Annotated in this window: 13 protein-coding genes; 6 read left to right on the top strand and 7 right to left on the bottom strand. The window is 60.0% G+C overall.

Translation table 11 applies throughout. From position 1 onward, the window contains the following. Positions 1-3 precede the first annotated feature (3 nt). The gene (locus N5D61_RS09950; RefSeq protein ID WP_108239484.1) at positions 4-1,137 is read left to right on the top strand and encodes a HAMP domain-containing sensor histidine kinase; all 1,134 of its coding nucleotides are present in this window, start codon (positions 4-6) and stop codon (positions 1,135-1,137) included. A gap of 47 nt (positions 1,138-1,184) precedes the next feature. On the opposite strand, the gene N5D61_RS09945 is transcribed toward N5D61_RS09950, so the two are convergent. Together N5D61_RS09945 and cbpA are read right to left on the bottom strand one after the other, a co-directional pair. Next, positions 1,185-1,484, bottom strand: a complete 300-nt coding sequence (locus N5D61_RS09945; protein WP_108239483.1) for a chaperone modulator CbpM — start codon at positions 1,482-1,484, stop codon at positions 1,185-1,187. Between the two features lie 15 nt (positions 1,485-1,499). Then, positions 1,500-2,453 (bottom strand): curved DNA-binding protein, encoded by a 954-nt coding sequence (gene cbpA, locus N5D61_RS09940; protein ID WP_279892338.1) that lies wholly within the window; start codon positions 2,451-2,453, stop codon positions 1,500-1,502. A 298-nt stretch (positions 2,454-2,751) separates the two neighbouring features. Here cbpA and N5D61_RS09935 point away from each other — a divergent pair, with 298 nt between their 5' ends. After that, positions 2,752-4,017 carry an Hsp70 family protein gene (locus N5D61_RS09935; RefSeq protein ID WP_279892336.1) on the top strand — a complete coding sequence of 422 codons (1,266 nt, stop codon included), beginning with the start codon at positions 2,752-2,754 and terminating at the stop codon, positions 4,015-4,017. Between the two features lie 154 nt (positions 4,018-4,171). On the opposite strand, the gene N5D61_RS09930 is transcribed toward N5D61_RS09935, so the two are convergent. Next, positions 4,172-5,182, bottom strand: a complete 1,011-nt coding sequence (locus N5D61_RS09930; protein ID WP_279892335.1) for a hypothetical protein — start codon at positions 5,180-5,182, stop codon at positions 4,172-4,174. A 179-nt stretch (positions 5,183-5,361) separates the two neighbouring features. Continuing rightward, on the bottom strand, positions 5,362-5,652 hold the full coding sequence (locus tag N5D61_RS09925) for a PsiF family protein (RefSeq protein WP_279892334.1): 291 nt from the start codon (positions 5,650-5,652) through the stop codon (positions 5,362-5,364). 151 nt (positions 5,653-5,803) lie between these two features. Between N5D61_RS09925 and N5D61_RS09920 the strand changes: the two genes are divergently transcribed. Next, entirely contained in the window at positions 5,804-6,688 is an 885-nt protein-coding gene (locus tag N5D61_RS09920; RefSeq protein WP_279892333.1) for a DMT family transporter, read from the top strand. Between the two features lie 3 nt (positions 6,689-6,691). Here N5D61_RS09920 and N5D61_RS09915 read toward each other — a convergent pair whose 3' ends face one another. Further along, positions 6,692-6,928, bottom strand: coding sequence for a hypothetical protein (locus N5D61_RS09915; RefSeq protein WP_108239477.1), 237 nt, complete (start codon positions 6,926-6,928; stop codon positions 6,692-6,694). Between the two features lie 58 nt (positions 6,929-6,986). After that, complete coding sequence (locus tag N5D61_RS09910; RefSeq protein WP_279892332.1) at positions 6,987-7,877, bottom strand: triacylglycerol lipase; 891 nt, start codon at positions 7,875-7,877, stop codon at positions 6,987-6,989. A gap of 199 nt (positions 7,878-8,076) precedes the next feature. On the opposite strand from N5D61_RS09910, the gene osmE reads away from it, so the two are divergent. Together osmE and N5D61_RS09900 are read left to right on the top strand one after the other, a co-directional pair. After that, positions 8,077-8,415 (top strand): osmotically-inducible lipoprotein OsmE, encoded by a 339-nt coding sequence (gene osmE, locus N5D61_RS09905; protein WP_108239475.1) that lies wholly within the window; start codon positions 8,077-8,079, stop codon positions 8,413-8,415. A gap of 146 nt (positions 8,416-8,561) precedes the next feature. Beyond that, positions 8,562-9,095 carry a ferritin-like domain-containing protein gene (locus tag N5D61_RS09900; protein ID WP_108239474.1) on the top strand — a complete coding sequence of 178 codons (534 nt, stop codon included), beginning with the start codon at positions 8,562-8,564 and terminating at the stop codon, positions 9,093-9,095. Between the two features lie 141 nt (positions 9,096-9,236). On the opposite strand, the gene N5D61_RS09895 is transcribed toward N5D61_RS09900, so the two are convergent. Then, positions 9,237-11,303 (bottom strand): AsmA family protein, encoded by a 2,067-nt coding sequence (locus tag N5D61_RS09895; protein WP_108239473.1) that lies wholly within the window; start codon positions 11,301-11,303, stop codon positions 9,237-9,239. Positions 11,304-11,618: 315 nt separating this feature from the next. Between N5D61_RS09895 and N5D61_RS09890 the strand changes: the two genes are divergently transcribed. Beyond that, positions 11,619-11,840 (top strand): hypothetical protein, encoded by a 222-nt coding sequence (locus N5D61_RS09890; protein WP_108239472.1) that lies wholly within the window; start codon positions 11,619-11,621, stop codon positions 11,838-11,840. Positions 11,841-11,927 lie beyond the last annotated feature (87 nt).

Here is an 11,927-nt window from a genome sequence, read left to right as displayed (position 1 = left end):
TGAATGCGTCTCTCCGATTTCATCGTGCATCACGTTGATCGCATCGTCGATGAGTTTGAAAAGTTCGCAGCCACGTTGACGCCAGCGGCCGATTCGATGAATCGGGTGGAACTGCGCGATCACGCCAAGTCCATTTTGCTGGCCGCCGCGCGGGACATGAACACGGCACAGACCAAGGCTGAGCAGATCGCCAAATCCCAGGGTGAGGAAATCGGCAAGACGCCGACGCTGGACCAGGCCGCCGCCAGTCATGGCGAACTGCGCCATAACGTCGGCTTCGATCTGGTGCAGATGACATCCGAGTTCCGGCACCTACGGGCGACCGTCATCCGCTTCTGGGTCGAGAGCCTGACGTCGCCCGATGTCGCCTATTTCACGGACATGATTCGCTTCAACGAGGCGATCGACGAAGCGCTGGCCGAATCCACAGCGGCTTACGCCGAGCGAGTGACGCGCTCGCGGGATATCTTTCTGGCGATTCTCGGCCATGACCTGCGAGCGCCATTGCAAGCGATTGGCATGTCGGCCGAAATTCTTCTGCGCAAGGCGGGTCTAGCCGAGGCTGATCTGGCTTACATCAAGCGCATCAAAAGCAGCAGCCGTCATATGTCGACGATGGTCAGCGATCTACTGGAATTCGTGCGCAGCCGCCTCGGCGTGACGCTCCCGGTGGAGCGCAAACCCATGGAAATGACCCTGGCCTGTCGCGAGGCGATCGAAGCCGCCACTGCCGGAAATCCGGACTGTGATCCGCTGTTCACCACCACTGGCGACACTCAGGGGGAATGGGACCGCGCGCGCATCGACCAATTGCTGCAGAACCTCATCGGCAATGCCCTTCAACACGGGGCCGCAACGCACAAGATCAGCGTGTCACTGGCAGGGGGCGAGCATCATGTCAGCCTGTCCGTGCACAACGACGGCGAGCCGATCGCCGAAGAAGCGATCGGCAGCATCTTCGATCCCCTGGTGCGTTCGGTCAATGCAGAGGCGGGCAACCGCAACCCGTCCACCAGCCTTGGCCTGGGATTGTTCATCGTCAAGGAAGTGGTCAATGCTCACGGCGGGAGCGTCACTGTGACCTCTAACGTCGGCGACGGGACAACGTTCACCGTCGTGCTGCCGAAAAAAGGGTGAGGCCTGTCGGCGTTTTACAACGCCCCGCTGACGCGGTCGGAACCCGCTCAGTCCTGAATGAAACGCCCCAGCCGTTGCCTGAGCATGCGATTTTCGGCGCGCACCTGCTCCAACTCATCCAGCAGGTCCAGCGCCAGCGCCACGCCGTCCCATTCCATGGCCAAATCGCGATGCAACTTGGCCGCACGTTTGGCGACCGACAGTGAGGACGTGTCGAACAGCCATTCATCCGGCCTCTGCCCCTGAGGTTCGACGATGCCGTGCTCGACGATTTCGATGACATACGCGGTGGGCATACCGACCACCTGACAGAATTCCTGCATGTCTACGACCAGGGTGTTGCTCATGATCAGTGACTCCCTCTAGCTGCTCCACTGCGCCCGTGGGTCGAACGCGGCCTTTTTGGCGAGCTGTTCCCAGAGGGCTTTAGTGGCGTCATCGGTGGACTTGGGCATGACGATTTTCAATTGCGCGAAAAGATCGCCCCGCTCGCCCTTCTTGTTCAACAGACCGTTACCTTTAACCCGCAATCGCTGCCCGCTCTGACTGTCCGGACGAATGGTCAGGTTGATCTTGCCGGTCAGCGTCGGCACCGCGACCTTGGCACCCAGTGCGGCCTCCCACGGAGCCAGCGGGACAGTGATAATCAGGTCATGCCCCTCGACATCGAACTTGGGATGCGGCGCCAGACGAATGGTCAGAAACAGATCGCCGTTTTCTCCGCCGGCGATGCCCGGCGCGCCTTGCCCCTTCAGACGAATGCGCTCGCCATCGGTGACCCCGGCCGGAATCTTCACGTTCAGGTTCTTGGTGATGTCCGCCATGCGCTGGCCATTGGCGCTGTGCTGGGGCACCTTGAAGCTGATCTTCTTCGACTCGGTCGACAATGTTTCTTCCAGGAAAATCGCCAGATCCAGTTCCACGTCTTGCCCTCTGCGGCCTGTGCTGTGCGAGCGGCCGCCCGGCTGCTGACCGCCACGGTTGCCGAAAATCGAGCTGAAAAAGTCAGAGAAGTCTCCGCCTTCGAAGCCGCCCCCGAAGCCGCCGGTCGCACCGCCCCGGCTCTGCCAGCCAGGCGGTGGCTGAAAGCGGCCCTGCTGGCCATATTTGCGAATGTCGTCGTACTCGGCGCGCTTTTCTGGATCGCTTAGCGCTTCGTAGGCCTCGGACGCCTCTTTGAATTTGTCTTCCGCGCCAGGCTCTTTACTGACGTCGGGGTGATATTTGCGCGCGAGCTTGCGGTACGCGGTCTTGATTGTCTTCTCGTCCGCGGTCGGCTCAACGCCCAATATCTTGTAATAGTCTTTGAAGTCCATCTAACGGTCACCCATTCCGGATTGTCCAGCACAGTTCCGTACCGCGTTTTCTGATGAGAACGTCGACCGCGCTGAATGTTGCAAGGTTATCGGCACGCGGCCTCGCGCGCTTGAAACAGGGTTCATGCCGGGCCGAATGCATCGAGAGTTGCCTGAAAGATTGGGGGTGGCGCGCCGCTATTCAAGTTGCAGGCGCGAAATAGCCCGGTCAGTGAAGAAAACCGACACGACGCGCTACGCATCTGGCGTTCTCTCGCATACACTGCGCGGCCGTTTTTTTGACCGGAACGTACCGAACATGAGCACCTCATCCCCGGCCCGAGCCCTCGGCATCGACTTCGGCACCTCCAACTCGACGGTCGGCTGGCTTCGCCCCGGTGAGCAAACGCTGATTGCGCTGGAGGACGACAAGATCACCCTGCCGTCGGTGGTGTTCTTCAACCTTGAAGAGCGCCGCCCAGTCTACGGTCGCCTGGCACTGCACGAATATCTGGAGGGTTATGAGGGGCGACTGATGCGCTCGCTCAAGAGCCTGCTGGGGTCCAAGCTGATCAAGCACGATACCAGCGTGCTCGGCACCGCCATGCCATTCAAGGACCTGTTGGGGCTGTTCATCGGGGAACTGAAGAAGCGCGCCGAAGCGACTGCCGGCCAGCCATTCGAACAGGTGGTGCTGGGCCGTCCGGTGCATTTCGTCGATGACGACGCAGCGGCGGATCAGGAGGCTGAAGACACCCTGGCGCAGGTTGCGCGCAAGATCGGTTTCAAGGAGGTCTCGTTTCAGTTCGAACCCATTGCCGCCGCCTTCGACTATGAGTCGACGCTGGACCGCGAAGAACTGGTGTTGATCGTCGACATCGGCGGCGGTACTTCGGACTTCTCGCTGGTGCGTCTGGCTCCGGAGCGTCGTCAGGTCGACGAGCGTCAAAGCGACATCCTGGCCACCGGCGGCGTACACATCGGCGGCACCGACTTCGACAAGCAGCTTAGCCTGCAAGGCGTCATGCCGCTGTTCGGCTATGGCAGCCGTATGAAAAGCGGCGCCTATATGCCCACCAGCACCCACATGAACCTGGCGACCTGGCACACCATCAACTCGGTGTATTCACAGAAATCGCAGTTGGCGCTGGGCAGCATGCGCTATGACATCGAGGACACCTTGGGCATCGACCGTCTGTTCAAGCTGATCGAACAGCGCGCCGGTCACTGGCTGGCGATGGAGGTAGAAGAGACCAAGATCCAGCTCACCCACGCTCACACCCGCCGGGTGCCGATGGACCGTATCGAAGCCGGTTTGAACGCCGACCTCACCCGAGCATTGTTCGAATCGTCTATCGAATCGTTGCTGGAGCGCGTGCGGGAAAGCGTGACCGTTCTGCTCGGCGATGCCGGGGTGACTGTGGGCGACGTCGACACGGTGTTCTTCACCGGCGGCTCGAGCGGCATCCCCGCCCTGCGCAACAGCGTGTCCGCGATGCTGCCCAATGCGCGGCATGTGGAAGGGAATATTTTCGGCAGCATCGGCGCAGGCCTGGCCATCGAGGCGAAGAAGCGGTACGGCTGAACCCAGGCGCAAACGGGAGCGCACATGCTGATCGTTCCCACGCTCCGCGTGGGAACGCCGCCCAGGACGGTCCGCGTCCCGTCGACGCAGAGCGTCTTCACCGCGTGCCCACGCGGAGCGTGGGTACGATCAGTCAGGGCTTGGGGTCAACAGATCAAACCAGCTCAGCCTTGCGCAGCTCGCTTTTCAGGTAGGCGTAGTAAATCGGCCCGGCCACGACGCCCGGCAGCCCGAATGCGGCTTCGAATATCAGCATCGCCAACAGCAGTTCCCACGATTTGGCACTGATCTGCCCGCCGACGATCCGCGCATTGAGGAAATATTCCACTTTGTGGATCACGATCAGATAGCCCAGCGCGGCCAGCGCTACCCAGATCGACAGCGACATCCCGACGATGAAAATCAGGGTGTTGGACATCAGATTACCCACCACGGGCAACAGCCCCAGCAGGAAGGTCATGACGATCAGCGTCTTGGTCAACGGCAGGTGCACACCACACAACGGCAGGATCACGGCGAGGAAGACTGACGTAAAGGCGGTGTTGAGCGCCGAAATCTTGATCTGCGCGAAAACGATATTGCGAAAGGCCTGGCTCAACAGGTGAAGACGCTCGAACAGCGCAGCGGCCAGCGGCTTGCGCTTGGTGACGTCGGGAATGCGTTGCAGGGCAATGATTGCCCCCAGCACCATGCCGATCAGCAAGGTGACGAACATGTGGGCGGCGCCCTTGCCAAGCAATTGCAGCTCGCCGATGTGCTTGGTCAGCCAGGCACTGAGCGACGCCTGGAATTCCGACGCGCTGGCGGGCAGGTACCCGTCGATAAAGGGCGGCAACTGACCTCGGGCACGGTCCACCAGGATCATGAACTTGTCGAGGGAGGCCCCTGGGTTCTCGGCTTCGTGCAGGATAAAACTGATTGCTCCGGCGAACAGCAGCGCCAGCACGCTGACCACCAATGTGCCCAGCAACGCCACGGCCAGCCAACGCGCGCGCTCTCCGGCGATCAGGCGCTGCAGTTGGGGGGTGAGCATGTCGACCAGTTCATACACCAGCAATCCTGCCAGAAGGCTGGGCAGCAATTTGAGCGGTAATACCAGCAGCAAACCACCAAACACCAGAATGCAGCTGGCCAGGTACACATGACGCGGCGAAAACGTTGGCATACAGCCTCAAAACAAACGGCCTGAAAAGATGGGCAGTCTGCCAGCGTTCCCCGCTTACGACCAGCGTCAGGAAGCGTCGTCAGTCGCGTTGCAATGATTTGTAGCAGTACGGCAGGGCGGCAGTCATTCACTCGCGCTCACCACCCCGCCCAGCAATGCGATCCGACGTCGTCGTCCGCTTACTTTTTCTTCAGGCAATCGCTCATGAAGGCCTTGCGGGCGTCGCCTTTGAGTGCCTGACTGCTGGCCGTGGCATTGCAGGTCTTCATCTTCTCCTGCTGAGTGGCCGCCGGGGCTGGCGCGGCCTTGAGGCAGGTGCTCATGAAGGCCTTGCGCTCGTCACCCTTGAGCGATTTGGCCGTCGCATCAGCATTGCAACTGGTCATCTTGTTCTGTTGCGCAGTGGCCGCGAAACCTTGAGCGCACACCATCAAGCCCACGACCAAAAGAGGAACACGCAGCATTTTCATCGACCTTCTCCAGAGACGCCGCGCAAACCCGCAGCTTTCGAAGCAGTGTAGCCAAGAAATGTTGCGCCATATTTCAGATACCAAGCGCACAGGGCTGGACGCTCATGCTCACAGGCCGATAATGGCGTCTCTTTCGACTGCCGGTTTTCCCATGCAATACCTCTTCCCCCTGCTGACCGTCATGATCTGGGCGGGCAACAACGTTATTACCAAAGCTGCGGCCGGTCGCATTTTTCCGGCCGAGATCGGTTTCTATCGGTGGCTGCTGGCAGGGCTGCTCTTTACACCCTTCCTTCTTGGGCCGGTGCTGCGTAACCGCACCACGATTCGTCCGGTTCTGGGCAAGATCGCGATCCTCGGCGTGCTTGGCATGGCCATCTACCAGAGCCTGGCGTATTACGCAGCAAACATCACGACCGCGACCAACATGGGCATCATCCTGTCGTTGGTACCGGTAATGACGCTGGGCATGTCGATCGTCAGCCTGGGTACGCGGTTGACCGCAGGTGCCCTGGTGGGCGCGCTGGTCTCGTTTGCAGGGGTGTTGTCAGTGGTGTCACAGGGAAGTTGGGCGACGTTGGTCGCTCACGGTGTCAACCTGGGTGATCTGATGATGCTGATCGCCACGTTGGCTTACGCGACTTACAGCACGCTGCTGAAAAAATGGCAGCTGCGCATGCCGCCGCTGCAACTGCTCTACTTGCAGATCCTGGTGGCGATCCTTGCCCTTTTTCCGCTATTCCTGATGTCTCCACGGAGCGGGCTCAATGCGAACAACGTCGGGCTGGTGCTCTATGCGTGCATCCCCACCTCGATGATTGCGCCCTTGCTATGGATGAAGGCCATCAGCAGACTGGGGCCTAGCCGCACCACGCTGTTTTTCAACCTGGTGCCGATCCTGACCGCCTTGGTCGCCGCAGTTGCACTGGGCGAGCGGCTGGCGCCCTACCACTTCGTTGGCGGCGCGCTCACACTGGGCGGCGTGATCCTCGCCGAACGCTGGACCACACCGCTGCGCAAAGCCATCGACCGCTGAAACTCAAGCTTCATCCCGCTCCTCGGCGCTGTGAATCGACACATCAGTGATGCCGGCGACCAAGGGCATGTCGGCGTGGGCTTCGCCTATATCCAGCGGATCGTCCTCCAGCGCCACATGATGCTTGTGCGCCAGCTCATGGACGATCTCGATGATCGGCACGTCCAGGTCGTCGATCACGTCGACATGATGCTCACCGGCCAATTTGTACTCGATTTCATAGTGCTCTTTATCACTCATCGCATCACTTCCTTAGCGGCCCTTTTGGCTCGTTGATCACTCATCACAACTCATGAAGTCATAGACCCGCGGCCTTCAACCGCGCGGCATGCTCGACGAACAGCCCCACTGGATCAGCCCCTTTGCCCACCAGACCGAGGTGCTGGTTGACGATGTCGAAATGGTCGAGTGGAAAATCATCGCCAATGACGGTGCCGAGGTGAGAGCTGTATCGCCCGACCATGCCATCAGATTGACCTCGCTCTTTTGTGAACGTGCGAGCGAATAATTTGCAGGTGAGATGAGTGGTATCGAGCAGGTTCTTGCCCCGATCCGTTCGTCCCGGCTGCAACGTGCCCGACCACGAGTAATACCTCACGCCATTCACTTGCTCGGCACCCTGCCCGCCCCAATGGGTGGGCAAGCCCTGAGGAAAGAGAAGGTTGAAGCGCGCAACGCCCTGAGTAGTCAGCGAGTGATGCGCTGCTTCCACATCGGTTGGCAACCGAGTGCCGCGATAGCCCGTGTCGAGCGTGGCCAGCACCCAGGTGGTCACGCGTATGGCGGCATTGACCAGCCAACCGCGCAAGCTGCTTGGCGGGCAATGCGCTTCGAGGTAGTCCGCCAGTTCCGAGCCGTGGTTTGGCCCTGCGACGGAGGTCACTGACGCGACCAGGTCGGGTCGTATCCCCGCCACGTAACGGATGGTCAGCGCCCCCTGACTGTGGCCGATCAGGTTGACCTTGGCCGCGCCGGTCTCCTTGAGGATTTCCTCGACCCGGGCCAGCAATTGCTCGCCACGGATCTCGGTGGAGTTGACGGCCGACACCATCACCGGAATCACCGTCGCCCCGCCACGGCGCAGCGCCGGAACGATGCCGTACCAGTACGGGTAGACCACCAGCTTCACGAAGCCCAACAGTCCGGGCACAAGCACGATGGGGTATCGGGTCGCCTGATCTTGCGTCATGAATGATCCTCGTCGAACAACGTCCGAAAGCCTGGCGTCACGGGCTTGAAGCGCCTGCATGAACAGTAGCCGCAAAGCCGTTCCGCATTGATGACAGCCGGTAATGCCCCTTCGCCATCTGTTGGATCGAACTCTTTGAAGCGGGCAGCGCTCATACCAGCAACGGGCCAATGAAGGCTCTTCTGTGGAGTGAACGGTTATGTACAAGCAATCTTTGGCAGTCGTGTTTGCAATGGCCGCGCTGGCTGGCTGTACGTCGACGACCTTGCAAAACCCGGTGGATTACGCGACTTACCGCAATGAACCGCTGGTCAAGCAGGTGGACGACGGCATGACTGAACAGCAGGTGCTGACCATTGGTGGCGAACCTTCGTCTCGAGTGCAGCGCAAGGTGCACCCCGGCACGTGCAATAACTACGTGCTCAACAAGGACGGCCATCAACAGACCTATTACGTGACGTTCAACGCCAATGGCCGGGTGGACAGCAAAGGTTTCATGACCTGTGAACAGCGCGAGGCCAACGAGCGCGCGATGTGATGTGAGGCAGCAAAACAAATCAAACTTTTCGAAGCGCTTGCCACTCACATCTTGAACCCGATCTTGCCGGGCGTCGGTCAATCAGTGCGCGACCGACGCATCAAGAGCGAGACGGCCCCAAACCGGATCAGCCCTGGAGATGAATCATGAGCGATGTGCATCAATTAACGGACGTCAGCACCCTGCGTGAACGCGCGCGCCAGCATGTCGAGAACGGCGCCGTCACTGAAGGCTACGACGCCGACCGCGAGACCATTCTGCGCCTGCTCAACGAGTCGCTGGCCACCGAATGGGTTTGCGTACTGCGTTACAAGCGCCACTACTACATGGCCAAGGGTGTGAAAGCCCAGGTCGCGGCGGACGAATTTCTCGAACACGCAAATCAGGAAGCCTCCCACGCCGACAAGCTGGCCGAGCGTATCGTGCAACTGGGTGGCGAACCGGAACTGAACCCGGACCTGCTGTCGAAGAACTCCCACGCGCAGTACGTGGCGGGCAACACCCTCAAGGAAATGGTCACCGAAGACCTGATCGCCGAGCGTATCGCGATCGATAGCTACCGCGAGATCATTCAGTACATCGGCGACAAAGACCCGACCACCCGCCGGATCTTCGAAGAAATCCTCGCGCAGGAAGAAGAGCACGCCGACGACATGGCGGACATTCTCGACGGTCTGTAAGGTTTGACGGAATGCAAAAAGCCAAGGCTCGAGCCTTGGCTTTTTTGTGGGTGCGGCGCCAGTGATGTGTCTCCCCCCAACGGTCGCGCAACGGTGCGCGCTCCCGCTGAGGCGCCGGTCCTGCAACAGAATCGGCTGGTTTTATTGCACCGTTTTAGGCGCCTTGCCCGAACGCATCTGCTCCAGCAGAGGCGCACACTGGTTAGGTTCACCACCACTTGGGGCCACCAGTGCCAGTAAGCCCGCCGCCGGTCCCGCCGCCGCGCCCAACAGCACCATCCCCGCGCCGCGCAACAGCAGGGGTCCAGATTGCACGCCTGCGCTGGGCTTGACGAACGGCCCACGCACATAGAGCGGCGACCGCAGCGAGAACACGCGGAAACCTTTGGACTCAGGGGTGATCTTGAGATCCAACTGCTCGGTCTTCATGTTCGCGGTGCCGTCGATGTAGATAAACGCGTTCTCGGTATCGAAGACCGACAATTTGCTTGTCGCCAGCCCATCCTTGAAGCCGAAATTGGACGCTGCGCAGTTGATCTTGACGTTCTTGTCGCCAAACAGCCTCCCAACGACGTAGTTGCCCACGTTCAGCCCTGCGATCTCCATCAGGTCACGGCTGATCGCCCCATCATTGATCAGCAACTTCATCTCACCGTTGGCCGTGCCCAGCAGCGCTGCGACGGAGTTGCCTTTGCCGCTGATATCGGCATCGCCGTTGAGCTCGCCAAAGCTGGTTTTCATCGGCTCGAAGGTCGGGAACAATTGCTTGAGCTTGAAGCCTCGGGCAGTGAGCCGGGCCCGCCCATCGAGCGGCCGGGAATGGCCATTGAGTTTGATGTCCGCGTCCAACTTGCCACCCGCCACGCCAAAACGCAGGGGTTGCAGACTCAATTGCCCGTCATTGAGCACAACGTGGGTGTACAGGTCTGTGAAGGGCAGGTCCGCACTCTGAACAATGCGCTTGCCGGTAAATTCGACATCCGCGTCCATCGCGCTCCAGCGATCGGTCTTGAACTCTTCGACCGGAAGCACCTTGTCGGCAGGCTGCTTGCTTTCGCCGCCACGGTTTTTCTGCTCTGCGTTGGAGTCGGCACCGATCAATGGTTTGAGGTCAGCCATCAACAGTTGGTTGGACACCAGCGCCCCGGTCAGCTTGGGGCGGGGCTGGCTGGCGACGAAACCAAGGTCGCCATGGATATCGCTGTTGCCGATTTTGCCGTTGAAGCCTTTGTACTGGAATGAGGCGCCGGCGGGGTCGTGCAGCTTGGCGATCAGGCGGCCGTCTGTGGAATAAGGCGGCGAGTCAGGCAGCGTCACGCCGGTCAGCGGGTAGAGGTTGCCAAGGCTGTCCCCAGACAACTTGAGGCGCAAATCCAACTCGCCCAGGTTTTGCGGGTCGGTCACGGTCCCGGCGACAGCCACACGCGTGTTTCCGGCACTGACGTCAGCCTGTACAGGGAACGGCAGCGCGGCGTCTTTGAGCGCCAGCAGACCACCCACTTTGCCGCTGCCGTTAAGTTTTTGCCCGTGGTACTGCCCCTTGGCAGTAAAACCGAATGCGTAGTCCTGGGCAGATGCACCTTTATCCTGCACCTTCTTGGCCTCGCCGCTGCCAACGATATCGCTGAACGGTATCGGCTTGCCCAGCGGATCGATCACGACGTCCACTGCAGTGTTGATCATTTGATCGTTATAGCTCACGAAGCCTTTGTCGAACCCGATGGTGCCTATGTCCACGACCCAGTTGGACGGGGCTGCATTCGGGTCGCTCTTGGGCAAGTCGAACACCCAGTTGGCGCGACCATCGGCCAGACGCTCTATTTTTGCGTTGGGCTCCTTGAGGTCGATGCGGGGAATCACCACGCGCTGAGCCAGCAACGGAAGGGGCGACAGGCGCATCTCAACCCGTTTGAGGGTGACCATTTGAGGTGTCTTCGACCATTCAGGATTACCCAACGCGATGTCTTCGGCCGACATGTGCGGCCATGGCACCCAGGCACGCCACCCCCCTTCGTCCGGCTCACGCTGCCAATGCACCGCCAGGTTGCCGTTAATGGCGAACGGTCGGTGCAATTCGGCGGAAACTTTTTCGTTGATGGTCGGTTTGAGCCGGTTCCAGTCGAAGGTAGCGATCACAACGATCAATATGGCCAGCAACAGCAGTACGATGCCCACCGTCCAGGCAAGAATCTTCCGTCCTCGCGTCATTGCGTTATCTCCCCAAATCCGAACGCCCATCCTGGACGCGTTGCATACGTCGTAGCCGTTCGACTGACAAAAGCGCAGCGGGTTTGATCGAATCCTCAAAAACCAGCGGTTTCATACCGCTGCCAACGCTGAGCGAGCGCGCAGGCGGCAGCGAGCCTGTGCCTGGAAAAACGCTACAGCCCTCGATTTACAAGGCTTGAGGGCTGAATCAATTCCATCGATGGTCACCATCAGCCCTTTGAACTTCTTTATACAGGCAGCCCCAGTAAAATTGCCTCCATGTTCACTGCCCGCCCTTTCGAGGAGCACCCATTCATGAAACGCCAACTGATCGCACTGACCCTTTCCCTCCTCGCCACGACTGCCTTCGCGATGCCTGCCAGCGAACAGCCCGTGCTTGGCGAAGCGAAAGCGACCCAGCACGTTGGCCTGCCAACTGTGGCGCAGGACGGTCCCGGTCGATTGATCAATCAATATCAGCGTGTGGCCGATAACGGTCCTGACCGCCTGGTTCAGCAGTATCAACGCGTCTCCTGAATCAAGCGAACCCCATGAGCCCGGCACCCTGCCGGGCTTTTTCATGCCCGGTCGCCAAGACGCCCCCTTCCCGATGGAACCTTGCCA

Source organism: Pseudomonas sp. GD03842, from assembly GCF_029841165.1.
In the GTDB taxonomy this organism is placed as follows: Bacteria; Pseudomonadota; Gammaproteobacteria; order Pseudomonadales; family Pseudomonadaceae; genus Aquipseudomonas.
The sequence above is the reverse complement of the archived record's forward strand: the minus strand, read 5'-3'. Positions and strand labels throughout refer to the sequence as shown.